This is a genomic window from Bradyrhizobium sp. USDA 4449, assembly GCF_054056275.1.
In genome coordinates this window covers 6,163,382-6,189,709 of record NZ_JBSRYD010000001.1, presented here as the reverse complement: position 1 = coordinate 6,189,709, position 26,328 = coordinate 6,163,382, and the positions used below count along the sequence as shown (strand labels likewise).

The window sequence follows — 26,328 nt, the reverse complement described above, 5'->3', positions numbered from 1 at the left end:
AAGCCGCCGGGTCTCTTGGGGAAGCGGGGACTATATATCAGAAAAGCGGGCCACGTTGCGGCCGGACCGACCGCCGATCAGGCTTAACGAAAAATGACCGGCTAGATTGCCTCTTTGAGTTCCTTGACCGGTCGGAACGCAACCTTCTTGCTGGCCTTGATGTGGATGGCCTCGCCGGTCGCGGGATTGCGGCCGGTGCGAGCAGCGCGCTTGCGGACCTGGAGGATGCCAAGCCCAACGATGCGGACGCGGTCGCCTTTCTTGAGGTGCTTGGTGATCAGGTCGACCATGTCGGTCAGGACCGCCTCGGCGCGCTTCTTCGAGAGGTCCTGGCTTTCGGCGATGTCAGCGGCGAGGTGCTTGAGCGTGATCGTGGCCGGAGCAGCTGCCTTCTTGGCCGATTCCTTCTTTGCCATGTCTGGCCTCCTCGATTCCCGCCGGACCGCGGGAGAGAACCCGCGGAACCTCAAGTTGCAGAAGGCGTAGACGATTCGGGACCGGACTGACTACGTCGCGGGACGGGGAGGAGCCCGAGCGCCGCCGTGACCGGTCGATGAGCGGCGGGCATGGCGAGCAGCTTTGCCGAATGACGGTTGTGCGCGATGGATCGGGTTAGGCGGGGGAACGCAGCGGAGGCAGGGCAACGAGGCCGGGCGTCTTGCGTCTGTTTTGGGGTAGCTGTTCTTTGTGATGCGTCGTCACTTGCTCAAGTCTCTCAACAGCGAGCTTGAGAACCAAAGTGAAGAGCATCCGCGGACAGAGGGTAAACGGCAACGAAACCGGACAAAAAGTGTCAGGGCGCCGGCCTTCCTGACACTTCGATGTCGAAAGGTCCAACTTGGCCATTTTTAAGCTATTGATGTTCCGCCAAAAATGGCGCGAGAGACGGGGCTCGAACCCGCGACCTCCGGCGTGACAGGCCGGCGCTCTAACCAACTGAGCTACTCCCGCGTGACGCGTACCTGTCCGCGCGGAACGAGGGGGGACTTAAAGGGGGGACATGGTGAAGTCAAGGACGTTGGCGTCCAAAGCCGGAATAGTCCCGTATCGCGCCGCCGGCTCGCAGGGAGCGGACGGCCGAAAGGGTAAGATCGTCAGGGTTTACGAATGCCAATGCGGCGAACGCATTTGGCATGATTAAGGGCGCCCGACAGTCAGGTGCGCGTAAGCTTGCGCACGCAAGCTGCCTCCATGAAGCGCGATAATCTGCTCCTAGGCATTTCCATTGCTTGGACTGCCGCAACAGCGGCAGCCTTCCTGTACGTGGCACTCGCGCAGTAAGGCCCCAACTGAGGCGGCCTTACTCTTCGGCTTCCGGTGGAGTTCGGACTTCTTTGCAATTAGCGCGGCTACGCCGTCCAGCATCATTCGGTCGGAGATGCGGGAGCGGATCGTCTTGTAATGCTCATTTTCCTATCCAGCTCGACGCACTTTTCACACATGACCGCCCCGACACGGGTCTCTGCGGGGCCTCAATTAACGAATCATGTTACCGTTCCCAAACAAGAATTCAGGATACTTCCAAATTCAGCGTAGGCACCGGGGTTCATCCAACCACACGCAAGCGCGGGCTCAGCAGCTTTTTGGGAGGGATGCGAACTGCCTCAACCTTGCTGTCCCGCCGCTGAGCGCTCTTGCAATTGGGACAAACGAAGAGGTGGGCAATTAGCGGCTGTACGTCGTCTTGCACCAGCTCGGATCGAAACCACTTCATGCCGACGTGGCAATTGGGGCAGACGGGCGCTTCGAGTTCCGCCAGTGAATCCCTTAGACGTTCCATTGCACGCCCTCTGTCCGGGAAATACCTTCGTTGCCCGCCCTCTGTTCGGGAAATAGTAGCAAGATTCGTTCGCCTGCTAAGTATCAAAGGATACACAGGGCCGAACGAGCACACCTCTAATTCGGGTGCTGTCCTAATTCAAACACCTGCCAAATCGAATTAGGACAACGAAAAACCCGGGCGCGCAGGGCAGCCGGGCTGATCGGAAGTAAAGAACTATTAACGCAATGGCCGCGTTTAACCAAAGATGGCTTGTTCCGTCTGTGCACTTTTACTCTGCGGCGTCTTTGGCCTGCATTTCGGCTAATGCGCGCTCCAGCTCGCCAGCCAAAATCCTGTAGTGCGCCGCCGTACGGCAAAAGACACTTCGCTTGACAGCGCTCTTGGCCGACCGCTCAAGCTCCTCGCATTTGGTGATGTTCGCCCGAAGAGTTTCAATGTGGGCGAGGATTTCTTTCATGAGCCGTCCCGATCATCACGGGCGCATTAGCAGGTCGCTGATGACTGGAATACCACAAATGATGGGTACCACAGAGAGTACAATCTGCCGAGAAGGCTACTCCTGCGCATCCTGACACTTGTTGCTGTCGGCGTGCAGCTTCAAGAGCGCCAGAGTGTCAGCGAGGCCTGAAATCGTTAGCCCTATTCGGCCTGTCACGCCGGAGGTCGCGGGTTCGGGCCCCGTCTCTCGCGTCATTTTTGGCAACACCCCCTTCCGTGGCAACATCCCCTTCAGAATCGACACCATGCTCCGCCGCGGTCATGGCCGGTCGGGCGATGAATTTACTTCGTTCTGTCAAAGTCTTGGGCGTTGATCCTCAGTCGATGCCAAAAGCCAAAGGCCACCCGAAGGCGGCCATTGTGTCTCAAACCGGACCTTTTTTCGCGCTTAGCGAATCGCAGAGGTGCCGGAGCTGGTGATCGCCACCGGCTTTCCGGCCTTGATCACGTGGGTGGACTGGGCGGTCTGGCTGTAATCGGCGTTGGTGCGGGCTGCGATTCCGAAGGCGGCCACTGCGATGCCGGCCACCAGCGCCACCACCACGATCTTCAGGTGGGTACCCCGATCTGCAGAGTGAATTGAGTGGTTCATCGAAGCCTCCCGACGGGCTTTGGCGCCGTCTGTAGGCTGACGTCTTAAGGAGCATCTGTTTCCGGATCGTTTCGCGGGTTCCGCAAAATGGTTTCATTGTCGCGATTTCGCCGCTTCACCTTGCGCAGTCTTACCTGCCGCGTAATCGCGCAGGCCCAATCCCGACGTCCATGATCGCTTCCATCGGCCGTGAACAACGCGGCAAGGGAGAAGCACCATGAATCGTCCAACCATCCAAGCCTCGTTGCTCGAAACCGCCCAGCCGGCTGCGCGATCGCCCTATGTGACCGCCAGGGATGGCACGAAGCTGTTCGTACAGGACTGGGGCAAGGGAAAGCCGGTGCTGCTGCTGGCAGCCTGGACGTTCGACTCCAGCACCTGGGGCAGCCACATTGCAGCGCTCAACGACAAAGGCTTCCGCTGTATCGCGCCCGACCGGCGCGGCCACGGCCGCTCCGAGATGCCGTCATCGGGCTACGACCTGGAGACGCTGACCGATGACGTCGCTGATATCATCGAGGCGCGCGATCTGCGCGAGGTCACCCTGGTCGGTTTCTCCATGGGGACAGTGGAGGCGGTCAACTATCTCGGACGATACGGCTCGGACCGGATCGCAAGGCTGGTGCTGGTCGCGCCGACGACGCCGTTCCTGGTCCAGACCGAGGACAATCCGGATGCGGTTCCGAAGGCGATGATCGAAGCCGACAACGCGGCCGTCGCCCGCGATTTCGCCAAATGGATCGCGGCGAATGAAGCGCCGTTCTTCCTGCCCGAGACGCCGGAGATCACGCGGACCTGGATCCGCGAGATGATGCTGCGCGTGTCGCTGCCAGTGGCGCTGGCCTGCCGCAAGTCCAACTCCTTCGCGGATGTGCGCGCGGCTGCCGCAGGCATCGATTGCCCGACATTGATCCTGCACGGCGACAAGGACGCCAGCGCGCCGTTGCCCCTGACCGGGGCCAAGACCGCGAAGCTGATCAAGGGCAGCAAGCTCGTTGTCTACGAAGGCGGGCCGCATCCGCTGCCGCTGACCCATGGCGAGCGGCTGATTGCGGACATGCTGGCCTTCATGAGCCCTTAGCTGGCGCGTTTTATGCCGGCGCCGCGGATGTCCGCGCCGCCGACGCCCTGGCCTGAGCAGGTCGCGGTGAGCGCGACAAGACGGGCCGGCGATGCCTGAGGTGATCGCCGGCGGTCGTGGGGGCGGCCGATGTTGGTCCAGCCCGGATCGGAGCTGGGCATATCAGCCTTCGCGGATGTAGTTCCCTGCTTCGAATTCCACCGGCGGCGCGCTTGCGTCGAACGAAACGCCGATTGGATCGCGACCTGCTTCCATCGCTTCCAGCTGCTCCGTCAGCATGCGCCGGATCAACAAGATGCCGCGGTCGCTCTGGCCGAAATGCTCCTCGGAATGCACCGTGACCTCGCCTTGCCCGACCTGGGCCTCGTAATCTCCAGGGAATTTCTGGTGTTCTTGCTCCGTCATGTCCCACCAGAACTTGCCGTTGAACTTCGAGCGCATGCGGCCGATGTCGCCGGAATTCTTGACGCGGCCGGCGACGTAGATGCGGAACGAGGTGTCGTCGATCGGTAGCGTCCAGCCGATCGATTCGACCCGGGCGAACTGCGCCACGCGTGGGTTCGGCACGACGCGCAAGGTGGGCAGCGCCGCTTCGGTGACTCGGTAAAACGCGCGGCCGCCGTCCTGCTTGCGCATCGAGCGCACGGCAACCCCGCGCGGCGTCTTGTCGAACTTCACCTCCGGCATCGAGGCCATCATGTCAGTGAATTGCGGACCCGAGAACGAGCCATGCAGCACGGGCACGTGATAGGGATCGACCACGTTCTCGAAATGCTGCAGCCAGTTGCAGGGGATGACGGCCGGGCCGCCGCCGCCGATCGAGGAATCGTCGGCCTCGACGAATTCGCCGTGGTCCATGTTTTCAAGGCACTCGTAGCGCGGCAGCACCGGGCGTTTCTCGGCCGGCCCCATATAGGCGAAGATCAGGCCGTAGCGTTCCTCGACCGGATACCAGGGCTGGCGCACCTTGTCCTTGAACTGGCCGCCGTCGGGCTCGCACGGCTGCTCGAGGCAATGACCTTCGGTGTCGAACTTCCAGCCGTGATAGCAGCAGCGGATGCCGTCCTCCTCGACCTTGCCATAATAAAGCGTGGTGCCGCGGTGGCAGCAGCGGGCGTGCAGCAGGCCGGCTCGGCCATGCCTGTCGCGGAACAGCACCAGATCCTCAGCCAGTGCGCGCACTTTCTTCGGCGTCTCGGTGGCGTCATCGGTGAGGCCGACCGGATGCCAGTAGCGGCGGAGGAGTTCGCCCATCGGCGTGCCGCGCACGACGGAGGTGAGCTCGGTGCGCGTGTTCGCCGGCTTCATCGCATAAGCCGTGCCGAGATCGCGATCCAGCTGGGTGATCGTCATCCTTGTTCCTCCCGTCCCAACCGTTTGGATGGCCGGGCCGTTCTTGTGCGTTGACGGAATGAAAGATAATGTCGATGACATTGTCAACGATATTTCGTGGTGCCTGCTGGTCGCATTCGGATCACGTTGCGAAGGTTGCGCTACCAACACTTGGCACGTGTTGGCTTTCTTGGCAGAGGTGAACCATGAGCCAGACATCGAGCAGGGACGTGCGCGAGTCGTCCGATACGGACGACGATCATTCGCCGGCGCCGATCACAGTGATGCTGTCGTCACGGCTGATGGTGCTGGCCAATTTGCTCAAGCGCGGTGCGATCCTTCGCTACAAGCGTCTTGCCGGATTGTCCTCGGTCGAGTTCGGCTTGGTCGCTTCCCTCGGCCGGCGAGCGCCGATGAGCGTGGCTCGGCTCGCCGAGGCTGTCGGCCAGGATAAAGGCCAGATCAGCCGCGCGCTGGCCGAACTCGTCTCGCGCAAGCTGATCGCGAAGTCGGAAAATCCAAAGGACAGCCGTGAGGTGCTGGTGTCGCTGACGCCTGCCGGGCTGGCGGCGCATGACGCGATCGTCGAAGGCGCGCAGGAACGCAACCGGATGCTGCTCGCGCAATTGAGCGAGGACGAGTTGGAGATGTTGCTCGCACAGATTGATCGTCTCACCGCGACCGCGGAAGCCATGCTCGAAGCCGAGAAGATCTCGCGCTGATGGCCAGGACGTCTTCCGAAAGCATCTTCGGAAATCATCTTACGTGCCAAGGCCGACGCATTCGCCAGACGAGCCCCGGTCCTGCCATGATGCATGGCTCCTCCTTCGAGCGCGCCTGTGGATAGCTGTCGTTGCTGCGCCTCGTCTGCTCGCCGCCGCGGCCGTCATGGGCCTGCTGGCCGCGCTGCTCTGGGTAGGAGCGGGCAGGATGTCGCTTGGGTGACGGTCGGGGGCCCGATTGCGGTCGCTGGCCGGGTCTGGGTGAGCCGCCGCAGCGAAAAAAACTGGGCCCTTTTCACCGACGATCCCGGCAAATAGCTGACACGGCCGGTGCGCGGCGATCTCGGGGCCGCTGGCCTGCGAAACGGTGGCCGCCCTTGTCGCGTCAGGCGATCTGCTCCATATCAGCCGCGGGGTGATTCCGGGATTTCCACCGGTCTGGGAGCAGCAAAGGGCCTGAAAAGAGCGTGTCTTGCGCCCATTGGTGCACTGCGCTAAGGCTCAGAATAATTCCAAATCGGACGAATCCGTGGCTGTCCCGAGGCTGCGGGAAAAAGGGCTCGTCAATGAGCGGCATTCTACAGAACTATCTTCCACTCGTCGTCTTTATAGGGGTAGCGGGCCTCATCGGCCTGGTGCTGCTGATCGCTCCGTTCATCGTCGCGTTCCAGCAGCCGGACCCGGAAAAGCTGTCGGCGTATGAGTGCGGTTTCAACGCCTTCGACGACGCCCGTATGAAGTTCGACGTCCGCTTCTATCTGGTCGCCATCCTCTTCATCATCTTCGATCTGGAGGTGGCGTTCCTGTTTCCGTGGGCAGTGGCGTTCGGCAAGCTTGGCGCGACGGGCTTCTGGTCCATGCTGGTGTTCCTCGCCGTGCTGACGGTGGGCTTCGCCTATGAATGGAAGAAAGGCGCACTCGAATGGGATTGAACCCTGCACCCTCAGCCGGTCCGGTGGTCGCGCCGGCCCCCAAGGGCATCCTGGATCCGTCGACCGGCCGTCCGGTCGGGGCCAATGATCCGTTCTTCCTCGAGGTCAATCACGAACTGTCCGACAAGGGCTTCTTCGTGGCCGCGACCGACGACCTCATCACGTGGGCCCGTACCGGCTCGCTGATGTGGATGACCTTCGGCCTCGCCTGCTGCGCGGTCGAGATGATGCAGGTGTCGATGCCGCGCTACGACGTCGAGCGCTTCGGCTTCGCGCCGCGTGCCTCGCCGCGCCAGTCCGACGTGATGATCGTCGCCGGCACGCTCACCAACAAGATGGCGCCCGCGCTGCGCAAGGTCTACGACCAGATGCCCGAGCCGCGCTACGTCATCTCGATGGGTTCATGCGCCAATGGCGGCGGCTACTACCACTATTCCTACTCGGTCGTGCGCGGCTGCGACCGCATCGTGCCGATCGACATCTACGTGCCGGGCTGCCCGCCCACGGCGGAAGCGCTGCTCTACGGCGTGCTGCTGCTGCAAAAGAAGATCCGCCGCACCGGCACCATCGAACGCTAAGGTTTTACGTCATGGACGACGCCAAGCTCGACGCCCTGGGGCAGACGATCGTGAGCGCGCTTCCGGGCGCCGCCACGGGTTATCAGGTGGCCTTCAACCAGCTCACGGTTGATGTCGAGGTCAGCAAGATCGTCGAGGTGGTCAAGTACCTCCGCGACGATCCGAGCTGCCGTTTCGTCAACTTCACCGACATCACGGCCGCCGACTATCCGTCGCGCGAGAAGCGCTTCGACGTGATCTATCACTTCCTGTCACCCACCTTGAACACGCGCATCCGCCTCAAGGCCCAGGCCGACGAGACCACCCAGGTGCCGTCGCTGATCGAGGTGTTCCCCGGCGCCGACTGGTTCGAGCGCGAGGCCTACGATCTCTACGGCGTGTTCTTCGTCGGTCATCCCGACATGCGCCGCATCCTCACCGATTACGGTTTCGAGGGGCATCCGCTGCGCAAGGACTTCCCGCTGACCGGCTTCCTCGAGGTCCGCTACGACGACCAGGAGAAGCGCGTGGTGTACGAGCCGGTCCGGCTCAACCAGGAATTCCGCAAGTTCGATTTCCTCTCGCCATGGGAAGGGGCGGACTATCCGCTTCCCGGTGACGAGAAGGCGAAGCAGTGAGTAGCGAATAGCGAGTGGCGAATAGGGATGTTAGTTGAGCGACCAGTCGATCCATTCGTATCGGGACCTGAGAGCATGGCAGGGTGCCATGTCTCTGGCGGAATCCTGCCATCGACTGACCGCTCAATTCCCTCGCGCCGAACTGTTCGGGCTGACTTCGCAAATCAGACCTGCGGCAGCGTCCATTCCGGCAAACGTTGCGGAAGGACATGGGCGCGAAAACACCGGCACTTTCGTGCAATCGCTGCGAATTTCGCAGGGATCGCTCAAGGAGCCGGAAACTCATCTGCTCTTGGCGGAGCGTGTCAGGATTTTGACCGCTTCCGATCTGGAGCCCGTCTTAGGTCGATGCGAGAGCTTAGGCAAAATGCTTCGCGCGTTGATACGTTCTCTGCAGGACAAGTCCACGAAATGACCATTCGCCACTCGCTATTCGCCATTCGCCTCGCAGCAGGAGCTGCGTCATGAACGAGCAACCCGAGAACCTGCGCAATTTCACCATCAACTTCGGGCCGCAGCATCCGGCCGCGCACGGCGTGCTGCGCCTCGTGCTGGAGCTTGACGGCGAAGTCGTCGCCCGCGTCGACCCCCATATCGGCCTGCTTCACCGCGGCACCGAGAAGCTGATCGAGCAGAAGACCTATCTCCAGGCGATCCCTTATTTCGACCGGCTCGACTACGTCGCGCCGATGAACCAGGAGCACGCCTTCTGCCTCGCCGCCGAGAAGCTGCTCGGAATCGAGGTGCCGCGCCGCGGCCAGCTGATCCGCGTGCTCTATTGCGAGATCGGCCGCATCCTGTCGCATCTTCTCAACGTCACCACGCAGGCGATGGACGTCGGCGCGCTGACCCCGCCGCTGTGGGGCTTTGAGGAGCGCGAGAAGCTGATGGTGTTCTACGAGCGCGCCTCGGGCAGCCGCATGCACGCAGCCTTCTTCCGCGTCGGCGGCGTGCATCAGGACCTTCCGCAGAAGCTGGTCGATGACATCGACGCCTGGTGCGACCCATTCCTGAAGGTCGTCGACGACCTCGATCGCCTGCTCACCGCCAACCGCATCTTCAAGCAGCGCAACGTCGATATCGGCGTGGTGTCGCTGAAGGAGGCCTGGGAGTGGGGTTTCTCCGGCGTGATGGTGCGCGGTTCGGGCGCGGCCTGGGACCTGCGCAAGTCGCAGCCCTATGAGTGCTACGCCGAGATGGATTTCGACATTCCGATCGGCAAGAACGGCGACTGCTACGATCGCTATCTGATCCGCATGGAAGAGATGCGCCAGTCCGTGCGCATCATGAAGCAGTGCATCCAGAAGCTGAACGCGCCTGACGGGAAGGGCCCCGTCGTCGTCGAAGACAACAAGGTGGCGCCGCCGCGCCGTGGCGAGATGAAGCGCTCGATGGAAGCGCTCATCCACCACTTCAAGCTCTACACCGAAGGCGTTCACGTGCCGGAAGGCGAAATCTACGCCGCGGTCGAGGCGCCCAAGGGCGAGTTCGGCGTCTATCTGATCTCCGACGGCACCAACAAGCCCTACAAATGCAAGATCCGCGCGCCGGGCTTTGCCCATCTCCAGGCGATGGACCACATCTGCCGCGGCCATCTGCTCGCCGACGTCTCGGCCATTCTCGGCTCGCTCGACATCGTGTTCGGAGAGGTCGACCGGTGACGGCGCAGGCGCCAATCCAGTTTGACCGTGCCTCGGGGGCCCTTGAAGGAGCCAACCTGTGGGAGCGGACGGCTGCCTTGGCGCTGGTGACGGGATCGAAGATCTCCTCGCACTTCTCGCATATGGGCTACATCGCTTGCGCCAATCTGCTGCGGAAAACGCTGCCCGAGCGCAATATCGCGATCAAGCTCAATCCGGACGCGGTGTTCGAATTTCCTTATGGCGACGGTTACTGGAGCAAGCTGCTCAACCGGTCCTATTGCTACGAGGACGAGCTGGAGCTGCTGTTCACCGACTCCATCGACGTCGACTACACGCTGCTCGATTGCGGCGCCAATTATGGCTACTGGTCGGTGCTGGTGTCGAGCGAGCCGTTCGGCGCGCACAAGGCGATCGCGATCGAGCCGTCGGGCCAGAACTATCCGAAGCTCGCCAACAATGCCCGCGTCAACGGCAATCGCTTCGAGACCATGAAGTGTGCGATCGGTGCCTCGCGCGGCACCGCGCGTCTCTCGGGCACCAAGCACGAGGCCTTCAGCATCGCCGGTGCTCCGTCGGACGGCGGTGAGGAAGTGACCGTCCTCGCGCTCGACAATCTGATCGACGACGGCAAGGTCGCAAGCACCGGCAAGTACCTGATCAAGCTCGACGTCGAGGGCGTCGAGATCGAGGCGATCAAGGGCGGCGCCCGGCTCCTGCAGACCGACAGCGTCATCATGTGCGAGGAGCACGGCAGCGACCGCTCTCATGCGGTGTCGCGCTACATTCTCGAGCAGACGCCGCTGAAGCTGATCGTGCTCGATCCGCGCACCAACCGGCTGGAGACCGTCACCGAGCTGTCGATCCTCGACCGCATCAAGGTCTCGACCCACGTCGGCTACAACGTTTTCGGTACCGCAAGCGCATTCTGGCAGGACAGGATCAATGCCCTGAATGCGAAAAACGCGCGCCGCATGCAGTGAGAGATAAGACATGTCCGTTCGCCGATTAGCACCGAAGGAAGTCCAGCCCGCGAGCTTTACGTTCACGGACGAGAACCTTGCCTTCGCCAGGCAGCAGATCGCGAAATACCCGGCCGGACGCCAGGCCTCGGCCGTCATCGCCATCCTCTGGCGCGTCCAGGAGCAGCACGCGGGCTGGGTGTCGGAAGCCGCGATCCGCGCCGTCGCCGATTTGCTCGACATGCCCTATATCCGCGTGCTCGAGGTCGCGACCTTCTACACGATGTTCCAGCTCGCCCCCGTCGGCAAGAAGGCCCACGTCCAGGTCTGCGGCACAACGCCGTGCCGCCTGCGCGGTGCCGAAGACCTCATCCACGTCTGCGAGAGCCGGATCCATCACGATCCTTTCCATCTCTCCAAGGACGGCAATTTCAGCTGGGAAGAGGTGGAGTGCCTGGGCGCCTGCGTGAACGCGCCGATGGTGCTGATCGGCAAGGACACCTATGAGGACCTGACCAAGGAGACCTTCGGCAAGGTGCTCGACGGCTTCGCCTCGGGCAATCCGCCGAAGCCCGGTCCGCAGAACGGCCGCCAGTTCTCCGCACCGATGGGCGGGCCGACCACGCTGAAGGAGACCTCCTGATGGGTCTTCCGTCTCACGCGAACCTGGGGAGCGAAGCCGTGCAGAAATGGGGCTTCGTCGCCATGCATGCCGCGCTTGCGGCCGCCTTCATGTTCCTGCTGCAGCGCTTCGTGATGAACGCGACGCAGGAAACCAGTCTGCTCTGGGCGCTGACCTTCGCCGTCTGCGCCGCCGGGCTTGCCTACAAGCAAGCCAACCGTTGATCGGAAAGCGCTGATATGCTCGAGGACAAGGATCGCATCTTCAAGAACCTCTACGGCCTCCATGATTGGGGGCTCGAGGGCGCGCGGCGCCGTGGCGCCTGGGATGGTACCAAGAACATCATCGACAAGGGCCGCGACTGGATCATCAACGAGATGAAGGCGTCGGGCCTGCGCGGCCGCGGCGGCGCCGGCTTCCCGACCGGCCTGAAATGGTCCTTCATGCCGAAGGAATCGACCGACGGAAGACCGAGCTATCTCGTCGTCAACGCCGACGAATCCGAGCCCGGCACCTGCAAGGATCGCGAGATCATGCGGCACGATCCGCACCTGCTGATCGAGGGCTGCCTGATCGCGAGCTGCGCGATGAACGCGCACACCTGCTACATCTATGTCCGCGGCGAGTTCATCCGCGAGCGCGAGCACCTTCAGGCCGCGATCGACCAGGCGTATGACGCCAAGCTGGTCGGCAAGGACAATGTCAACGGCTGGCCGTTCGACATCTACGTCGCGCACGGCGCCGGCGCTTACATCTGCGGTGAAGAGACCGCGCTGCTCGAAAGCCTCGAAGGCAAGAAGGGCCAGCCGCGCCTGAAGCCGCCGTTCCCGGCGAACGTCGGTCTGTTCGGCTGCCCGACCACCGTCAACAACGTCGAGTCGATCGCCGTTGCACCCGACATCCTGCGCCGTGGCGCCGCCTGGTTCGCCGGCATCGGCCGTCCGAACAATGTCGGCACCAAGCTGTTCTGCGTCTCCGGCCATGTCGAGCGGCCCTGCAACGTCGAGGAAGCCATGGGCATTCCGTTCCGTGAGCTGATCGACAAGCATTGCGGCGGCATCCGCGGCGGCTGGGACAACCTGAAGGCCGTGATTCCCGGCGGCTCCTCCGTGCGCATGGTGCCGGCCGAGCAGATCATCGACACGCCGATGGATTTCGACTCCTTAAGCAAGCTGCGCTCGGGCCTCGGCACTGCGGCCGTGATCGTGATGGACAAGTCGACCGATTTGATCCGCGCCATCGCCCGCATCTCCTATTTCTACAAGCACGAGAGCTGCGGCCAGTGCACGCCCTGCCGCGAGGGCACGGGGTGGATGTGGCGCGTGCTCACCCGCATGGCCGAGGGCCGCGCGCACAAGCGCGAAATCGACATGCTGCTCGAGGTGACGAAGCAGGTCGAAGGCCACACCATCTGCGCGCTCGGCGACGCGGCGGCCTGGCCGATCCAGGGCCTGATCGCGCATTTCCGTCATGAGATCGAAGCGCGCATCGACGAATATTCGCACAAGGCCGACATCGACCATGCCGGCGTCCGCGATCCCGTGAACATGGTCGCGGCGGAGTAGAGAGAATGACCAAGCTCATCATCGACGGCAAAGAGATCGATGTTCCCGCCGAGTACACGCTGCTTCAGGCGTGCGAGGCGGCCGGCGCCGAGATTCCGCGCTTCTGCTATCACGAACGGCTGTCGATCGCCGGCAATTGCCGGATGTGCCTCGTCGAGGTGAAGGGTGGCCCGAAGCCGGTCGCATCTTGCGCCTGGGGCGTGCGCGACTGCCGTCCGGGCCCCAAGGGGGAGCCGCCGGAAATCTCCACGCGTTCACCGATGGTGAAGAAGGCACGCGAAGGCGTGATGGAATTCCTCCTGATCAACCATCCGCTGGACTGCCCGATCTGCGACCAGGGCGGCGAGTGCGACCTGCAGGACCAGGCGATGGGCTATGGTGTCGACACCAGCCGCTTCGCCGAGAACAAGCGCGCGGTCGAGGACAAGTACCTCGGCGCGCTGGTCAAGACCTCGATGAATCGCTGCATCCAGTGCACGCGCTGCGTCCGCTTCTCGGCGGAAGTCGCCGGCGCGCCCGAAATGGGCGCGACGGGGCGCGGCGAGGACATGGAGATCACAACCTATCTCGAGCACGCGCTGACCTCCGAGCTGCAGGGCAATCTCGTCGACATCTGCCCGGTCGGTGCGCTGACCTCAAAACCCTATGCTTTCGCGGCGCGCCCGTGGGAGCTCGGCAAGACCCAGTCGATCGACGTCATGGACGGCGTCGGCTCGGCGATCCGCGTCGACACCCGCGGCCGTGAGGTGATGCGCGTACTGCCGCGGATCAACGAGGCCGTGAACGAGGAGTGGATCTCCGACAAGACCCGCCATATCGTCGATGGCCTGCGCACCCAGCGCCTGGACCGGCCCTATATCCGGGAAGCCGGCAAGCTGCGCGCGGCGAGCTGGCCCGAAGCCTTCGCTGCGATCGCGGCCAAGGCGGCGCGCACCGATGGCAAGCGCATCGGCGCGATCGCGGGCGATCTCGCCGGCGTCGAAGAGATGTTCGCGTTGAAGGATCTGCTCGCCAAGTTCGGCTCGGCCAATCTGGCGGTGCAGGGCGGCGACGCCTTCGATCCCGCGCTCGGCCGCGGCTCCTACATCTTCAATCCGACGCTTGCAGGCGTCGAGCAGGCCGATGCGCTGCTCATCGTCGGCGCCAATCCGCGGAAAGAGGCGGCGGTGTTCAATGCCCGGATCCGCAAGCGCTGGCGCACCGGCGGCTTCAAGGTCGGCGTGATCGGCGCCAAGGCCGATCTGACCTACGATTATGACCATCTCGGCGCGGGCACCGAGACGCTCGGTGAGCTCGCGTCCGGCAAGCACTCCTTCATGGACGTGCTGAAGAACGCCAAGAATCCGATCATCCTGGTCGGCGCAGGCGCGGCCTCGCGTCACGATGGCGCTGCCATTCTGGCCGCCGCCGCCAAGCTCGCGCTCGATGTCGGCGCGGTGAAGGACGGCTGGAACGGCTTCGGCGTGCTGCACGAGACCGCCTCGCGCGTGGGGGCGCTCGATATCGGCTTCGCCGCAGGTCAGGGCGGTCTGAACGCCGCGCAGATGACGACCTTCGGCACGCTCGACCTCTTGTTTCTGCTCGGCGCCGACGAGATCAAGGCGCCTGATGGCACCTTCGTCGTGTACATCGGCACCCATGGTGACCGCGGCGCGCATCGTGCCGACGTGATCCTGCCGGCGGCCGCCTACACCGAGAAGTCCGCGATCTACGTCAACACCGAGGGCCGCGTGCAGATGACGGGCCGCGCCGCGTTCCCGCCGGGCGAGGCCCGCGAGGACTGGGCGATCGTTCGCGCGCTGTCGGAAGCACTCGGCAAGAAGCTCGGCTACGACTCGCTTGCCGCGCTGCGCCAGGTGATCTTCAAGACCGTGCCGCATCTGATCCGTCTCGACCAGATCGAGGCAGGCACAGCCGACCAGATCCAGAAGCTGGCAGGGAGGGGCGGCGCGCCGGAGAAGGCGCCGTTCAAGGCCCTCATCGAGGACTTCTATTTGACCAACCCAATCGCGCGTGCGTCGGCGGTGATGGCGGAATGCTCGCGGCTTGCCTCCGGGCAGATGCTGAGCGCAGCGGAGTAAGCCGATGGAATTCTTCGAAAGCGCAGTCTGGACCGGCTTCCTCTGGCCGCTGATCCTCATGGTCCTTGAGAGCCTGCTGGTGCTCGTCGTCCTGCTGGTCGCGATCGCCTACATCCTGCTCGCTGACCGCAAGATCTGGGCGGCGGTGCAGATACGCCGCGGCCCGAACGTGGTCGGCCCCTGGGGCCTGTTCCAGTCCTTCGCCGATCTGCTCAAATTCGTGCTGAAGGAGCCGATCATTCCGGCCGGCGCCAACAAGGGCGTCTTCCTGCTTGCTCCCTTGGTCTCCTGCGTGCTCGCGCTCGCGGCCTGGGCGGTGATCCCGACCAACCTCGGCTGGGTGATCTCCGACATCAATGTCGGCATCCTCTTCATCTTCGCGATCTCGTCGCTGTCGATCTACGGCATCATCATGGCCGGCTGGTCGTCGAACTCGAAATACCCGTTCCTGGCCGCGCTGCGTTCGGCGGCGCAGATGGTGTCCTATGAAGTCTCGATCGGCTTCGTCATCATCACGGTGCTGCTCTGCGCCGGCTCGCTGAACCTCTCCGCCGTGGTCGAGGCCCAGCACGTGCGCGGTCTCGCCGGCCTGATCGGGCTGCCGCAGCTGACGATCCTGAACTGGTACGTCTGGCCGCTGTTGCCGATGTTCGTGGTGTTCTACGTCTCGGCGCTCGCTGAAACCAACCGTCCGCCCTTCGACCTCGTCGAAGCGGAATCCGAGCTCGTCGCCGGCTTCATGGTCGAATACGGCTCGACGCCGTATCTGCTGTTCATGCTCGGCGAATACGTCGCGATCGTCACGATGTGCGCCATGGCGACCATCCTGTTCCTCGGAGGCTGGCTGCCGCCGGTGGACCTGCCGCCCTTCAACTGGGTGCCCGGGATCATCTGGTTCTCGCTCAAAGTCTTCTTCATGTTCTTCCTGTTCGCGATGGCAAAGGCGATCGTGCCGCGCTACCGCTACGACCAACTGATGCGCCTCGGCTGGAAGGTGTTCCTGCCGCTGTCGCTGGTGATGGTGGTCGTGGTGGCAGGCGTGCTGCAATTCGCCGGCATCGCGCCGAAGTGAGGGCCGTCATGGGTATCAACATCAACGCCACTGCACGCTCGCTTCTGCTGTCGGAATTCGTCTCGGCGTTCTTCCTCGCCATGCGCTATTTCTTCCAGCCGAAGCCGACGCTGAACTATCCGTTCGAGAAGGGCCCGATCTCGCCGCGCTTCCGCGGCGAGCATGCGCTGCGCCGCTATCCGAACGGCGAAGAGCGCTGCATCGCCTGCAAGCTGTGCGAAGCGGTCTGCCCCGCGCAGGCCATCACCATCGAAGCCGGCCCCCGCCGCAACGACGGTACCCGTCGCACCGTGCGCTACGACATCGACATGGTGAAATGCATCTATTGCGGCCTGTGCCAGGAGGCCTGTCCCGTCGACGCCATCGTCGAAGGTCCGAACTTCGAGTTCGCGACCGAGACCCGCGAGGAACTGTTCTATGACAAGGCCAAGCTGCTCGCCAACGGCGACCGCTGGGAACGCGAGATCGCGAAGGCGATCGAGCTCGACGCGCCTTACCGGTGAGATGAGAACATGATCCTTCCCGCGCTGTTCTTCTATCTCTTCGCCGGCGTCTGCGTCGCCTCGGCGGTGATGGTGATTGTCTCGCGCAATCCCGTGCACTCCGTGCTGTTCCTGATCCTGGCCTTCGTCAACGCCTCCGGCCTGTTCGTGCTGATGGGAGCCGAATTCCTCGCGATGATCCTGATCGTCGTCTATGTCGGCGCGGTCGCGGTGCTGTTCCTGTTCGTCATCATGATGCTGGATGTCGACTTCATCGAGCTGCGCGAAGGCTTCATCCAGTACCTGCCGGTGGGTGTCGTGATCGGCGGCATCTTCCTGTTCGAGCTGCTTCTGACCGTCGGTGCCTGGGTCATCAACCCGACCGTGAGCAAGACCATCACGGCGCCGATCCCGGCCAACGTCTCGAACACCGAGGCGCTGGGCCTCGTGCTCTATACGAGGTACGTCCACTACTTCCAGCTTTCGGGCATGGTCCTGCTGGTCGCCATGATCGGCGCCATCGTTCTGACGCTGCGTCATAAGGCCAGCGTGAAGCGGCAGGACATCAACGTTCAGAACGCACGCACGCCCGAGATGGCGATGGCGATGCGCAAGGTGGCGCCGGGGCAGGGGCTCTCGGATGCCGACGCTGCGGAGTGGGTGAAATGACGATCGGGCTCGGGCATTATCTGGCGGTCGGCGCGATCCTGTTCACGCTCGGGATCCTCGGCATCTTCCTCAACCGCAAGAACATCATCGTCATCCTGATGTCGATCGAGCTGATCCTGCTCTCGGTCAACGTCAACCTGGTGGCATTCTCGACCTTCCTCGGCGACATCGTCGGTCAGGTCTTCGCGCTGCTTGTCTTGACCGTGGCGGCCGCCGAGGCCGCGATCGGTCTTGCCATCCTGGTGGTCTATTTCCGCAACCGTGGCTCGATCGCGGTTGAGGACGTCAATCTGATGAAGGGCTGAGCTCTCAAATGGTTCAGGCAATCGTTTTCCTGCCGCTGCTGGGCGCCATTCTGGCCGGCCTGATCTCGCTCGTCGGCGCACATGGCCGCAACCCCTCGGGCGACGAGGTCGAGCATCATGGCGATCACGGTCATGATCACGCCCTTGGCGCCGACGCCCACGCGTCCCACAAGATTAACGAGGATGCGTCCGTCATCCACGAGACCCACCATGAGCCCGGCGACGGGCATGACGACCACGGCCACGGCCCGGTCGAGCCCCCGGCTGCGGGCTCGCGTGGCGCCGAGCTGATCACCACGGCGCTGCTGTTCGTCTCGGCCGCGCTGTCCTGGATGACGCTGGTCGATGTCGGCTTCAACGGCCATGACCTCAGGATCCAGCTCCTGCCCTGGATCTTTTCCGGCGATCTCGAGGTCTGGTGGACGCTGCGCGTCGACACGCTGACCGCCGTGATGCTGGTCGTGGTGACGACCGTGTCCTCGCTCGTGCACCTCTATTCCATCGGCTACATGGACGAGGATCCGAACCGGCCGCGCTTCTTCGGCTATCTGAGCCTGTTCACCTTCGCCATGCTGATGCTGGTGACGGCGGACAATCTCGTGCAGCTGTTCTTCGGTTGGGAAGGCGTGGGTCTGGCGAGCTATCTCCTGATCGGCTTCTGGTACCAGAAGCCGTCGGCGAACGCCGCCGCCATCAAGGCCTTCGTGGTCAACCGCGTCGGCGATTTCGGTTTCGCGCTCGGCATCTTTTCGATCTTCATGCTGACGAACTCGACCGATTTCGAGACGATCTTCCATGCCGCGCCCGGCCTGACCGGCAAGACCATCGATTTCCTCGGCTGGCATGCCGATGCGCTGACCTTGACCTGCCTCCTGCTGTTCATGGGCGCGATGGGCAAGTCGGCGCAGTTCCTGCTGCACACCTGGCTGCCGGACGCGATGGAAGGCCCGACCCCGGTGTCGGCGCTGATCCACGCGGCGACCATGGTCACCGCGGGCGTGTTCATGGTGGCGCGGCTGTCGCCGCTGTTCGAGCTCGCCCCGAATGCCCAGGCCGTCGTGATGTTCTTCGGTGCGACCACCGCGTTCTTCGCGGCGACCATCGGTCTGGTCCAGAACGACATCAAGCGCATCGTGGCGTATTCGACCTGTTCGCAGCTCGGCTACATGTTCGTGGCGATGGGCGCAGGGGCCTATTCAGTCGGCATGTTCCACCTGTTCACGCACGCCTTCTTCAAGGCGCTGCTGTTCTTGGGTTCCGGCTCGGTGATCTACGCGATGCACCACGAGCAGGACATCCGCAACATGGGTGGTCTCTGGAAGAAGATCCCGTACACCTTCGCGGTGATGACCGTCGGCACGCTGGCGCTGACCGGCTTCCCGCTGTTCGCCGGCTACTTCTCCAAGGACGCCATCATCGAGGCGGCCTACGCCTCGCACAATCCGTTCTCGACCTATGCCTATCTGCTGACGGTCGTGGCGGCCGGCCTGACCTCGTTCTATTCCTGGCGTCTGGTGTTCAAGACCTTCTTCGGCGAGCCACACGACCAGGAGCACTACGACGCCGCGCATGAGAGCCCGATCTGGATGCTGATCCCGATCGGCGTGCTGGCCGTCGGCTCGGTCCTTGCCGGCTTCCCGTTCAAGGAGATCTTCGTCAGTCCTCACGGCGTGGAGGAATTCTTCCGCGAGTCCGTGAAGATGAACCCGCACATCCTCGAGGATATGGAGAACATGCCGCATCTGCTGGGCTGGCTGCCCTTCCTGATGATGGTCGGCGGCTTCCTGGTCTCCTACACCTTCTACATCCGCAAGCCCTACCTCCCGGTTGAGCTCGCGAACACGCAGCCGATGCTCTACAAGTTCCTGCTCAACAAATGGTACTTCGACGAGCTCTACGATTATATCTTCGTCCGTCCGGCGAAGTGGATCGGCTACCAGCTCTGGAAGAAGGGCGACGGCTTCATCATCGACGGCTTCGGGCCCGACGGCATTTCGGCCCGCGTGCTGGATGTCACCCGCAACGTCGTCAAGATCCAGACCGGGTATCTCTATCACTACGCATTCGCCATGCTGATCGGCGCCGCCGGCCTGATCACCTGGTTCATGTTCGGCTTTGGAGGCCAGTAAATGACAACCTGGCCCATCCTTTCGGTCACCACGTTCCTGCCGCTGGTCGGCGCGCTGATCGTTTACCTGAGCCGCGGCGATGACGAGGCGGCCAAGCGCAATTCGCGCTGGATCGCGCTGTGGACCACGCTGATCACCTTCGCGGTGTCGGTGCTCCTGGTCATGCGCTTCGACCCTTCGAATGCCGACTTCCAGTTCGTCGAGAAGGCGAGCTGGCTCGCCACCGGCATCACTTACCACATGGGCGTCGACGGCATCTCGCTGCCGCTGGTGATCCTGACCACCGCGATCATGCCGTTCTGCATCATCGCGAGCTGGAAGGCGATTTCGAACCGCGTCCGCGAATACATGATGGCGTTCCTGATCCTGGAAACGCTGATGATCGGCACCTTCTCGGCGCTCGATCTCGTGCTGTTCTACTTGTTCTTCGAGGGCGGCCTGATCCCGATGTTCCTGATCATCGGTGTCTGGGGCGGCCCGCGCCGGGTCTACGCATCGTTCAAGTTCTTCCTCTACACGCTGCTCGGCTCGGTCCTGATGCTGCTCGCCATCATGGCGCTGTACTGGAACGGCGGCACCACGGACATCCCGACCCTGATGCACACCGCCGTGCCGCGGTCGCTGCAGACCTGGGCCTGGCTGGCCTTCTTCGCCTCGTTCGCGGTGAAGATGCCGATGTGGCCGGTGCACACCTGGCTTCCCGACGCACACGTCGAGGCGCCGACGGCAGGCTCCGTGGTCCTCGCCGCAATCCTCTTGAAGATGGGCGGCTACGGCTTCCTGCGCTTCTCGTTGCCGATGTTCCCGCTGGCCTCGCACGACTTCGCGCCGCTGATCTTCACCATGTCCGCGATTGCCATCATCTACACCTCGCTGGTGGCGCTGATGCAGGAGGACATGAAGAAGCTGATCGCATACTCGTCGGTTGCTCACATGGGATTTGTCACCATGGGCATCTTCGCCGGCACCATGCAGGGCGTCGCCGGCGGGGTGTTCCAGATGATCTCGCACGGCATCGTCTCCGGCGCGCTGTTCCTCTGCGTCGGCGTCGTCTACGACCGCCTGCACACCCGCGAGATCGCGGCCTATGGCGGCCTCGTCAACCGCATGCCGCTCTACGCGCTGACCTTCATGGTCTTCACCATGGCCAATGTCGGTCTGCCCGGCACGTCAGGCTTCGTCGGCGAATTCATGACGTTGCTCGGTACCTTCAAGGTCTCGATCCCGACCGCGTTCTTCGCGACCTTTGGCGTCATCCTCTCGGCCGGCTACGCGCTCTGGCTCTACCGCAAGGTCGTGTTCGGAGCGCTGGTCAAGCCGACGCTGATGAGCATGAAGGATCTCACGCTGCGTGAGTGCGTGACGCTGTTTCCGCTGATCGCGCTGACGATCCTGTTCGGCGTCTATCCGAAGCCGGTGCTCGACATGTCGGCCGCCTCGGTCCAGCAACTCGTCACCAACTACAACACCGCTGTGACGGCCGTGAAGGCCGCCGCACTGCTCCAGTGATCGGGCAGGTCAGGATATCGCCATGAGCTTTACGACTGCAGGTTATCAACTGGCGCCGGTGCTGCCCGAGCTCGTGCTCGCGGTCGGCGCCATGGCGCTTCTGATGCTCGGCGCTTATCGCGGGCAGGGCACCACCAGCGGGGTCACCGCGCTCGCGGTGCTGCTGCTCATCGTGGTCGGCGCGCTCGAATACATGCTGCCGTCAGGCAAGCAGGTCACCTTCGGCGGCAGCTTCATCGTCGATGATTTTGCCCGCTTCATGAAGATCCTGGCGCTGATCGGTTCGGCGGTGACGCTGATCCTGTCGACCGAATTCCTGGCCGATCCGTCGCGGCGCATCTTCGAGTACGCGATCCTGGTGCTGCTCTCGACGCTCGGCATGATGGTGCTGATCTCGGCCGGCGATTTGATCTCGCTCTATCTCGGCCTCGAATTGATGTCGCTCGCGCTCTACGTCGTGGCGGCCTCGAACCGCGACAACGCGAAATCGACCGAGGCCGGCTTGAAATATTTCGTGCTGGGCGCGCTGTCTTCGGGCATGCTGCTCTACGGCTCGTCGCTGGTGTATGGCTTCACCGGCACGGTCAGCTTCGCCGGCATCGCCGCGGCCGCGACCATCTCGAATACCGGCCTCGTGTTCGGCCTGGTGTTCCTGCTCGCCGGCCTCTGCTTCAAGGTCTCGGCCGTGCCGTTCCACATGTGGACGCCTGACGTGTACGAGGGCGCGCCGACACCGGTCACCGCCTTCTTCGCCTCGGCGCCGAAGGTCGCCGCGCTGGCAGTGTTCACCCGCGTCACGCTGACCGCATTCCCCGGCATCGTCTCGCAATGGCAGCAGATCCTGGTGTTCGTGGCGATCGCCTCGATGGCGCTGGGCTCGTTCGCCGCGATCGGCCAGAGCAACATCAAGCGCCTGATGGCGTATTCCTCGATCGGCCATATGGGCTTTGCCCTGGTCGGCCTTGCCTCCGGCACGGTCGAGGGTGCACAGGGCGTGCTGATGTACATCGTGATCTATGTCGCGATGACGCTCGGCTCGTTCTCGATCATCCTCGCGATGAAGCGCAACGGCCAGGCTGTCGAGCAGATCAGCGACTTCGCAGGTCTGTCGCGCACCAATCCGCTGCTGGCCTTCATGTTCGCGATGCTGCTGTTCTCGCTCGCCGGCATTCCGCCGCTCGCCGGCTTCTTCGCCAAATGGTACGTGTTCGTCGCCGCCATCAAGGCGAACCTGTTCACCCTCGCGGTGATCGGCGTGCTCTCCAGCGTCGTGGGCGCCTACTACTATCTCGCCATCGTCAAGACGATGTATTTCGACGAGCCGGCCGGCCAGGTCGATCCCGTCAGGGTCGAGGTCAAGACGGTGCTGGCGGTCGCGGGCCTGTTCAACATCCTGTTCGCATTGTTCGCGGGGCCGGTGGTGAGCGTCGCCTCCGCCGCCGCCAAGTCGCTGTTCTAGGATGGGGTTCGCGCTCGGTCCTCGCGCGGTCGCGGCGGGCTACAAGCTCGCTGCGATGGAGCGGACCGGCTCGACCAATGCCGACGCCATCGAAGCGGCCCGGGCCGGCGAGCCCGGCCCGATGTGGTTCGTCACATCAGAGCAGACGGCCGGCCGCGGCCGCCGTCAGCGCCCCTGGATCGCGCCGAAGGGCAATCTGGCGTCCAGCGTTCTCGAAGTCCTCGACGTCGCGCCTGCACTGGCCGCCACGATCGGTTTCGCCGCTGGGCTGGCCGAAGAGGCGGCGCTGGAGAAAGTCAGCCTCGAGGCCGTGCTCCGGCTCGGCCCTGATAGACCGCGCTACGCCCTGAAATGGCCGAATGACGTCCTGGCCAACGGCAAGAAGCTGGTCGGCATCGGCCTGGAAGCCGAGGCGGTCGGCGAGCGCCTGGCCATCGTTACAGGCATCGGCACCAACATCGTGGCGGCGCCCGAGGGCACGCCCACGCCGGCGGTGTCGCTCGCAGCCCTCGGGGTCCAGATCAGTGCGGAGGAGTTGTTCTCGGCGCTGTCGGACGCCTGGGTCGAATTCCGCGGCATCTGGGACAACGGCCGTGGCTTTGCCGAGATCCGCAAGCTCTGGCTGGAGCGCGCCGCCGGCCTAGGTGAGCCGGTCGCGATCCACACGGGAACGATGGTGCTGGAAGGCATTTTTGACACGATCGACGACACCGGCTGCCTGATTGTCCGCACAGTGGAAGGGCAGCTTGTGCCTGTGACCGCGGGCGAGGTGTTCTTCGGCCCGGTCCGTTCGGTAGGAGCTGCGTGATGGCGAGGCCCGACGAACTGGTATTTGCGCCGCTCGGCGGTGTCGGCGAGATCGGCATGAATTTGTCGATCTATGGCCTCGGCAATCGCCAGCAGCGTTCGTGGTTGGCGGTCGATCTCGGCGTCTCCTTCGGCGACGAGGAGCATCTGCCCGGCATCGACCTGATCATGCCCGACATCAGCTTCCTGGAGAAGGAACGCAAGAACCTGATGGGGCTGGTGTTGACCCACGCCCATGAGGATCATTTCGGCGCCATCATCGACCTCTGGCCACGGTTGAAATGTCCGATCTACGCGACGCCATTCAGCGCGGCGCTGTTCGAGGCCAAATGCGCCGCCGAGCGCAATGCCCCCAACATCCCCGTCACCGTCGTCCCCTCTGGCGGCCGCATCGATGTTGGCCCGTTCAATGTCGAGTTCATTCCGGTCGCGCATTCGATTCCGGAAGCGCATGCACTGGCGATCCACACCGAGGCCGGAGTGGTGCTGCACACCGGCGACTGGAAGATCGATCCGACGCCGACGCTCGGCCGTCCGACCGACGAGAAGCGTCTGCGCGAGCTCGGCGAGGAGGGGGTGCTCGCCTTGATCGGCGATTCCACCAACGCCGTCCGCGACGGCCGCTCGCCCTCGGAAGCCGAGGTCGCCCGCACCATCATCGATCTGGTGAAGGCTGCAAAAGGCCGCGTCGCGGTCACGACCTTCGCCTCCAACGTCGCGCGCATCAAGGCCGTCGCCGACGCAGCGAAGGCGGCCGACCGCGAGGTCGTCGTGGTCGGCCGCGCCATGGAGCGCGTGGTGCAGGTCGCGCGCGAGACCGGCTACCTCGACGGCGTCCAGAACTTCCGCTCGCCCGAGGTCTACGGCCATCTGCCGCAGGACAAGGTGCTGGCGCTGTGCACCGGCAGCCAGGGCGAGTCCCGCGCGGCGCTGGCGCGCATCGCCAATGACGACCATCCCGAAATCACGCTCAACCGCGGCGACAGCGTGATCTTCTCCTCGCGCACGATTCCCGGCAACGAGAAGGCGGTCGGCTCGATCATCAACAATCTCGTGCTGCAGGGCGTCGAGGTCCTCACCGACCGCGATCATCTGGTGCACGTGTCAGGCCATCCGCGCCGCGACGAGCTGCGCGACATGATCTCCTGGGTGAAGCCGCAGCTGCTGATCCCCGTTCACGGCGAAGCCCTGCACCTGAGCGAGCACGCCAAGCTCGCGCGCGCCGCCGGCGTGCCGCGTGTCCTGGTCATTCGCAACGGCGACCTGGTCAAGCTCGGCCCCGGCGATCCCGGCGTGGTCGGCGAGGTGCCGTCGGGCCGGCTCTACAAGGACGGCAACATCCTCGAGGACGCCAAATCCCGCGCGGTGGTCGAGCGCCGCCGCATGGCATTCTCCGGCTGTGCCTTCGTCGCCGTGGCCATGACCGCGCAGGGCGAGCTGGCCGACGAGCCCGAGGTCGATCTGGTCGGCATTCCCGAGAAGAACCGGGCGGGCGAGGCGTTTGACGACATCGTCTTCGACGCCGTGATGTCCACCATCGAAGGCCTGCCGAGGGCGCGGCGCAGGGATCCGGATGCGCTGGCTGAATCGGTGCGACGCGCCGTCCGGGCCGTCATCAACGAACATTGGGGCAAAAAGCCCCCCTGTCTGGTCCACGTCCTGACGGTGTAACGGGGAGAGAAACATGCTGGGTCGCCTCAACCACGTCGCGATCGCGACCAGGGATGCCGTCAAGTCCGCCAGGATCTACGGCGCGGCGTTCGGGGCGCAGATTTCGGAAGCCGTGCCGCTGCCCGAGCACGGCGTCACCACCGTGTTCGCGACGCTCCCCAACACCAAGATCGAGTTCATCGAGCCGCTCGGCGAGGCCTCGCCGATCGCAAAATTTCTCGAGCGCAATGCCGACGGCGGGATCCATCACATCTGCTACGAGGTCGTCGACATCATCGCTTCGCGCGACACGCTGGTGAAGGAGGGAGCGCGGGTGCTCGGCGACGGCGTGCCGAAGATCGGCGCGCACGGCAAGCCGGTGCTGTTCCTGCACCCGAAGGACTTTTCCGGCGCGCTGGTCGAAATCGAGCAGGCGTAGGAGCGGACCATGGCTGCGCAGATCTCAACCGCGCTCGCGATCTACTTTGTCATCTGGTGGCTCGCGTTGTTCCTGACGCTGCCGTTCGGCGTCCGCAGCCAGCACGAGGACGGCGGCGGCGCCCCGGGCACGGACCCCGGCGCCCCTGTTCTGACAGGCATGAAGGGCAAGCTGATCTGGACCACGATCATCTCGGCGATCATCTATGGCCTTGGAGTCAGCGCCTATCACGCCGGCTATCTCTCGCTCGATCGGCTGACGAAATTGATGGGAATGCCGTTTTAGTTCACCTCTCCCCGGGGACGAGAGGTCGGATTGATCCTGGCGATGCGAAGTATCGTCCAGGCAAAGTGAGGGGCCGCAGCCCAGAGTGAGAACGCCTCCCGAACGGGCCTTGCCTGGTCTCACCACTCGCCTAGAATTTTGTACCTGTTTCATTGCTTCGGGGGGATAAATGACTTTTCAACGGATCGTCGTTGCGCTGCTGGTGCTTGTGATCGCCGGGCTTGGCGGCATCGGTTATGTCCAGTGGAAGATGGCTGTGCAGGTGCGAACGCTGAAAGCGTTCGTCGAGGGCTCCGTTTTCAACGACGCGGTGATGGCCTGCGAGCAGGCCAAGAGCTCGACGCCGTTCAAATGGAACGGCGGCAAGAGCACCTCGGTGATCGGCCTGAACTCGGTCAAGCTTGATAAATACACCGTCAGCGCGAGCTACACGCTGGTGGCGGACAACGTCTATTGTGATTACGATCCCATCAAAAGAAAGGCCGAGATCGGCTCGAGCTTCCTGGAGCGGGAGTAA

General features: G+C 63.5%; 29 protein-coding genes and 1 tRNA gene. 24 read left to right on the top strand and 6 right to left on the bottom strand.

Annotated features, from left to right (window positions below; translation table 11 throughout):
- Positions 1 to 101: 101 nt before the first annotated feature.
- The 4 genes from ACVIIW_RS28930 to ACVIIW_RS28915 form a co-directional block, all read right to left on the bottom strand.
- The gene (locus tag ACVIIW_RS28930) at positions 102 to 416 is read right to left on the bottom strand and encodes an HU family DNA-binding protein (protein WP_456703840.1); all 315 of its coding nucleotides are present in this window, start codon (positions 414 to 416) and stop codon (positions 102 to 104) included.
- 458 nt (positions 417 to 874) lie between these two features.
- A tRNA-Asp gene (locus ACVIIW_RS28925) sits at positions 875 to 951 on the bottom strand.
- Between the two features lie 1,100 nt (positions 952 to 2,051).
- Positions 2,052 to 2,240, bottom strand: a complete 189-nt coding sequence (locus tag ACVIIW_RS28920; RefSeq protein WP_456703839.1) for a hypothetical protein — start codon at positions 2,238 to 2,240, stop codon at positions 2,052 to 2,054.
- Positions 2,241 to 2,669: 429 nt separating this feature from the next.
- Positions 2,670 to 2,873, bottom strand: a complete 204-nt coding sequence (locus tag ACVIIW_RS28915; protein ID WP_456703838.1) for a hypothetical protein — start codon at positions 2,871 to 2,873, stop codon at positions 2,670 to 2,672.
- Between the two features lie 217 nt (positions 2,874 to 3,090).
- Between ACVIIW_RS28915 and ACVIIW_RS28910 the strand changes: the two genes are divergently transcribed.
- Entirely contained in the window at positions 3,091 to 3,954 is an 864-nt protein-coding gene (locus tag ACVIIW_RS28910; RefSeq protein ID WP_456703837.1) for an alpha/beta fold hydrolase, read from the top strand.
- On the opposite strand, the gene ACVIIW_RS28905 is transcribed toward ACVIIW_RS28910, so the two are convergent.
- Positions 3,951 to 4,115, bottom strand: coding sequence for a hypothetical protein (locus ACVIIW_RS28905; RefSeq protein WP_456703836.1), 165 nt, complete (start codon positions 4,113 to 4,115; stop codon positions 3,951 to 3,953). The two genes, ACVIIW_RS28910 and ACVIIW_RS28905, sit on opposite strands and share 4 nt — an antisense overlap.
- 1 nt (position 4,116) lies before the next feature.
- The gene (locus tag ACVIIW_RS28900) at positions 4,117 to 5,307 is read right to left on the bottom strand and encodes a Rieske 2Fe-2S domain-containing protein (RefSeq protein ID WP_456703835.1); all 1,191 of its coding nucleotides are present in this window, start codon (positions 5,305 to 5,307) and stop codon (positions 4,117 to 4,119) included.
- 185 nt (positions 5,308 to 5,492) lie between these two features.
- On the opposite strand from ACVIIW_RS28900, the gene ACVIIW_RS28895 reads away from it, so the two are divergent.
- The 23 genes from ACVIIW_RS28895 to ACVIIW_RS28785 all read left to right on the top strand — a co-directional run bounded on the left by ACVIIW_RS28895 (position 5,493) and on the right by ACVIIW_RS28785 (position 26,328).
- Positions 5,493 to 6,008 (top strand): MarR family winged helix-turn-helix transcriptional regulator, encoded by a 516-nt coding sequence (locus ACVIIW_RS28895; protein ID WP_456703834.1) that lies wholly within the window; start codon positions 5,493 to 5,495, stop codon positions 6,006 to 6,008.
- Between the two features lie 566 nt (positions 6,009 to 6,574).
- Positions 6,575 to 6,940 (top strand): NADH-quinone oxidoreductase subunit A, encoded by a 366-nt coding sequence (locus ACVIIW_RS28890; RefSeq protein ID WP_027550614.1) that lies wholly within the window; start codon positions 6,575 to 6,577, stop codon positions 6,938 to 6,940.
- Positions 6,937 to 7,518 carry a NuoB/complex I 20 kDa subunit family protein gene (locus tag ACVIIW_RS28885; protein ID WP_456705302.1) on the top strand — a complete coding sequence of 194 codons (582 nt, stop codon included), beginning with the start codon at positions 6,937 to 6,939 and terminating at the stop codon, positions 7,516 to 7,518. Before ACVIIW_RS28890 ends, ACVIIW_RS28885 begins: the two co-directional genes overlap by 4 nt.
- 11 nt (positions 7,519 to 7,529) lie before the next feature.
- Positions 7,530 to 8,135 (top strand): NADH-quinone oxidoreductase subunit C, encoded by a 606-nt coding sequence (locus ACVIIW_RS28880; protein WP_456703833.1) that lies wholly within the window; start codon positions 7,530 to 7,532, stop codon positions 8,133 to 8,135.
- Between the two features lie 88 nt (positions 8,136 to 8,223).
- Positions 8,224 to 8,550 carry a four helix bundle protein gene (locus tag ACVIIW_RS28875; RefSeq protein ID WP_456705301.1) on the top strand — a complete coding sequence of 109 codons (327 nt, stop codon included), beginning with the start codon at positions 8,224 to 8,226 and terminating at the stop codon, positions 8,548 to 8,550.
- Positions 8,551 to 8,599: 49 nt separating this feature from the next.
- Entirely contained in the window at positions 8,600 to 9,796 is a 1,197-nt protein-coding gene (locus ACVIIW_RS28870) for an NADH-quinone oxidoreductase subunit D (protein ID WP_456703832.1), read from the top strand.
- Positions 9,793 to 10,758, top strand: coding sequence for an FkbM family methyltransferase (locus ACVIIW_RS28865; RefSeq protein ID WP_456703831.1), 966 nt, complete (start codon positions 9,793 to 9,795; stop codon positions 10,756 to 10,758). The genes ACVIIW_RS28870 and ACVIIW_RS28865 overlap by 4 nt, the downstream gene beginning before the upstream one ends.
- A gap of 10 nt (positions 10,759 to 10,768) precedes the next feature.
- Positions 10,769 to 11,380 (top strand): NADH-quinone oxidoreductase subunit NuoE, encoded by a 612-nt coding sequence (gene nuoE, locus ACVIIW_RS28860; protein WP_456703830.1) that lies wholly within the window; start codon positions 10,769 to 10,771, stop codon positions 11,378 to 11,380.
- Positions 11,380 to 11,583 (top strand): hypothetical protein, encoded by a 204-nt coding sequence (locus ACVIIW_RS28855; RefSeq protein ID WP_456703829.1) that lies wholly within the window; start codon positions 11,380 to 11,382, stop codon positions 11,581 to 11,583. Before nuoE ends, ACVIIW_RS28855 begins: the two co-directional genes overlap by 1 nt.
- Positions 11,584 to 11,598: 15 nt before the next feature.
- Positions 11,599 to 12,924, top strand: coding sequence for an NADH-quinone oxidoreductase subunit NuoF (gene nuoF / locus ACVIIW_RS28850; RefSeq protein ID WP_456703828.1), 1,326 nt, complete (start codon positions 11,599 to 11,601; stop codon positions 12,922 to 12,924).
- 5 nt (positions 12,925 to 12,929) lie between these two features.
- Positions 12,930 to 15,005 carry an NADH-quinone oxidoreductase subunit NuoG gene (gene nuoG, locus ACVIIW_RS28845; protein ID WP_456703827.1) on the top strand — a complete coding sequence of 692 codons (2,076 nt, stop codon included), beginning with the start codon at positions 12,930 to 12,932 and terminating at the stop codon, positions 15,003 to 15,005.
- Positions 15,006 to 15,009: 4 nt separating this feature from the next.
- Positions 15,010 to 16,077, top strand: a complete 1,068-nt coding sequence (gene nuoH / locus ACVIIW_RS28840) for an NADH-quinone oxidoreductase subunit NuoH (protein ID WP_456703826.1) — start codon at positions 15,010 to 15,012, stop codon at positions 16,075 to 16,077.
- 14 nt (positions 16,078 to 16,091) lie between these two features.
- Complete coding sequence (gene nuoI / locus ACVIIW_RS28835; RefSeq protein WP_026232873.1) at positions 16,092 to 16,580, top strand: NADH-quinone oxidoreductase subunit NuoI; 489 nt, start codon at positions 16,092 to 16,094, stop codon at positions 16,578 to 16,580.
- A 9-nt stretch (positions 16,581 to 16,589) separates the two neighbouring features.
- The gene (locus tag ACVIIW_RS28830) at positions 16,590 to 17,228 is read left to right on the top strand and encodes an NADH-quinone oxidoreductase subunit J (protein WP_456703825.1); all 639 of its coding nucleotides are present in this window, start codon (positions 16,590 to 16,592) and stop codon (positions 17,226 to 17,228) included.
- Positions 17,225 to 17,533, top strand: a complete 309-nt coding sequence (gene nuoK, locus ACVIIW_RS28825) for an NADH-quinone oxidoreductase subunit NuoK (RefSeq protein WP_008136131.1) — start codon at positions 17,225 to 17,227, stop codon at positions 17,531 to 17,533. Before ACVIIW_RS28830 ends, nuoK begins: the two co-directional genes overlap by 4 nt.
- Before the next feature lie 8 nt (positions 17,534 to 17,541).
- Entirely contained in the window at positions 17,542 to 19,662 is a 2,121-nt protein-coding gene (nuoL, locus tag ACVIIW_RS28820; protein ID WP_456703824.1) for an NADH-quinone oxidoreductase subunit L, read from the top strand.
- Positions 19,663 to 21,171, top strand: a complete 1,509-nt coding sequence (locus ACVIIW_RS28815) for an NADH-quinone oxidoreductase subunit M (RefSeq protein ID WP_456703823.1) — start codon at positions 19,663 to 19,665, stop codon at positions 21,169 to 21,171.
- Between the two features lie 22 nt (positions 21,172 to 21,193).
- A complete protein-coding gene (gene nuoN / locus ACVIIW_RS28810) occupies positions 21,194 to 22,630 on the top strand; it encodes an NADH-quinone oxidoreductase subunit NuoN (RefSeq protein WP_456703822.1) in 1,437 nt (478 codons plus the stop codon).
- A 1-nt stretch (position 22,631) separates the two neighbouring features.
- Complete coding sequence (locus tag ACVIIW_RS28805; protein ID WP_456703821.1) at positions 22,632 to 23,438, top strand: biotin--[acetyl-CoA-carboxylase] ligase; 807 nt, start codon at positions 22,632 to 22,634, stop codon at positions 23,436 to 23,438.
- On the top strand, positions 23,438 to 25,108 hold the full coding sequence (locus ACVIIW_RS28800; RefSeq protein ID WP_456703820.1) for a ribonuclease J: 1,671 nt from the start codon (positions 23,438 to 23,440) through the stop codon (positions 25,106 to 25,108). Before ACVIIW_RS28805 ends, ACVIIW_RS28800 begins: the two co-directional genes overlap by 1 nt.
- A 13-nt stretch (positions 25,109 to 25,121) precedes the next feature.
- Positions 25,122 to 25,526 carry a methylmalonyl-CoA epimerase gene (mce, locus tag ACVIIW_RS28795; protein ID WP_456703819.1) on the top strand — a complete coding sequence of 135 codons (405 nt, stop codon included), beginning with the start codon at positions 25,122 to 25,124 and terminating at the stop codon, positions 25,524 to 25,526.
- A 9-nt stretch (positions 25,527 to 25,535) separates the two neighbouring features.
- Entirely contained in the window at positions 25,536 to 25,811 is a 276-nt protein-coding gene (locus ACVIIW_RS28790; RefSeq protein ID WP_456703818.1) for a DUF1467 family protein, read from the top strand.
- Between the two features lie 169 nt (positions 25,812 to 25,980).
- Positions 25,981 to 26,328: a hypothetical protein gene (locus ACVIIW_RS28785; RefSeq protein ID WP_456703817.1), complete on the top strand. Its 348-nt coding sequence runs from the start codon at positions 25,981 to 25,983 to the stop codon at positions 26,326 to 26,328.

Excerpts from the sequence above, each read along its gene's own strand:
- ACVIIW_RS28895 (WP_456703834.1), top strand. The coding sequence starts at position 5,493 with ATGAGCCAGACATCGAGCAGGGACGTGCGCGAGTCGTCCGATACGGAC.
- ACVIIW_RS28900 (WP_456703835.1), bottom strand. The coding sequence starts at position 5,307 with ATGACGATCACCCAGCTGGATCGCGATCTCGGCACGGCTTATGCGATG.
- ACVIIW_RS28870 (WP_456703832.1), top strand. The coding sequence starts at position 8,600 with ATGAACGAGCAACCCGAGAACCTGCGCAATTTCACCATCAACTTCGGG.
- ACVIIW_RS28890 (WP_027550614.1), top strand. The coding sequence starts at position 6,575 with ATGAGCGGCATTCTACAGAACTATCTTCCACTCGTCGTCTTTATAGGG.
- ACVIIW_RS28785 (WP_456703817.1), top strand. The coding sequence starts at position 25,981 with ATGACTTTTCAACGGATCGTCGTTGCGCTGCTGGTGCTTGTGATCGCC.
- nuoN (WP_456703822.1), top strand. The coding sequence starts at position 21,194 with ATGAGCTTTACGACTGCAGGTTATCAACTGGCGCCGGTGCTGCCCGAG.
- ACVIIW_RS28915 (WP_456703838.1), bottom strand. The coding sequence starts at position 2,873 with ATGAACCACTCAATTCACTCTGCAGATCGGGGTACCCACCTGAAGATC.
- ACVIIW_RS28830 (WP_456703825.1), top strand. The coding sequence starts at position 16,590 with ATGATCCTTCCCGCGCTGTTCTTCTATCTCTTCGCCGGCGTCTGCGTC.
- ACVIIW_RS28855 (WP_456703829.1), top strand. The coding sequence starts at position 11,380 with ATGGGTCTTCCGTCTCACGCGAACCTGGGGAGCGAAGCCGTGCAGAAA.
- ACVIIW_RS28905 (WP_456703836.1), bottom strand. The coding sequence starts at position 4,115 with ATGCCCAGCTCCGATCCGGGCTGGACCAACATCGGCCGCCCCCACGAC.
- ACVIIW_RS28815 (WP_456703823.1), top strand. The coding sequence starts at position 19,663 with ATGACAACCTGGCCCATCCTTTCGGTCACCACGTTCCTGCCGCTGGTC.
- ACVIIW_RS28800 (WP_456703820.1), top strand. The coding sequence starts at position 23,438 with ATGGCGAGGCCCGACGAACTGGTATTTGCGCCGCTCGGCGGTGTCGGC.
- nuoE (WP_456703830.1), top strand. The coding sequence starts at position 10,769 with ATGTCCGTTCGCCGATTAGCACCGAAGGAAGTCCAGCCCGCGAGCTTT.
- ACVIIW_RS28875 (WP_456705301.1), top strand. The coding sequence starts at position 8,224 with ATGTCTCTGGCGGAATCCTGCCATCGACTGACCGCTCAATTCCCTCGC.
- nuoH (WP_456703826.1), top strand. The coding sequence starts at position 15,010 with ATGGAATTCTTCGAAAGCGCAGTCTGGACCGGCTTCCTCTGGCCGCTG.
- nuoF (WP_456703828.1), top strand. The coding sequence starts at position 11,599 with ATGCTCGAGGACAAGGATCGCATCTTCAAGAACCTCTACGGCCTCCAT.
- ACVIIW_RS28790 (WP_456703818.1), top strand. The coding sequence starts at position 25,536 with ATGGCTGCGCAGATCTCAACCGCGCTCGCGATCTACTTTGTCATCTGG.
- ACVIIW_RS28920 (WP_456703839.1), bottom strand. The coding sequence starts at position 2,240 with ATGAAAGAAATCCTCGCCCACATTGAAACTCTTCGGGCGAACATCACC.
- ACVIIW_RS28910 (WP_456703837.1), top strand. The coding sequence starts at position 3,091 with ATGAATCGTCCAACCATCCAAGCCTCGTTGCTCGAAACCGCCCAGCCG.
- nuoL (WP_456703824.1), top strand. The coding sequence starts at position 17,542 with ATGGTTCAGGCAATCGTTTTCCTGCCGCTGCTGGGCGCCATTCTGGCC.
- mce (WP_456703819.1), top strand. The coding sequence starts at position 25,122 with ATGCTGGGTCGCCTCAACCACGTCGCGATCGCGACCAGGGATGCCGTC.
- nuoG (WP_456703827.1), top strand. The coding sequence starts at position 12,930 with ATGACCAAGCTCATCATCGACGGCAAAGAGATCGATGTTCCCGCCGAG.
- nuoK (WP_008136131.1), top strand. The coding sequence starts at position 17,225 with ATGACGATCGGGCTCGGGCATTATCTGGCGGTCGGCGCGATCCTGTTC.
- ACVIIW_RS28930 (WP_456703840.1), bottom strand. The coding sequence starts at position 416 with ATGGCAAAGAAGGAATCGGCCAAGAAGGCAGCTGCTCCGGCCACGATC.
- ACVIIW_RS28805 (WP_456703821.1), top strand. The coding sequence starts at position 22,632 with ATGGGGTTCGCGCTCGGTCCTCGCGCGGTCGCGGCGGGCTACAAGCTC.
- ACVIIW_RS28880 (WP_456703833.1), top strand. The coding sequence starts at position 7,530 with ATGGACGACGCCAAGCTCGACGCCCTGGGGCAGACGATCGTGAGCGCG.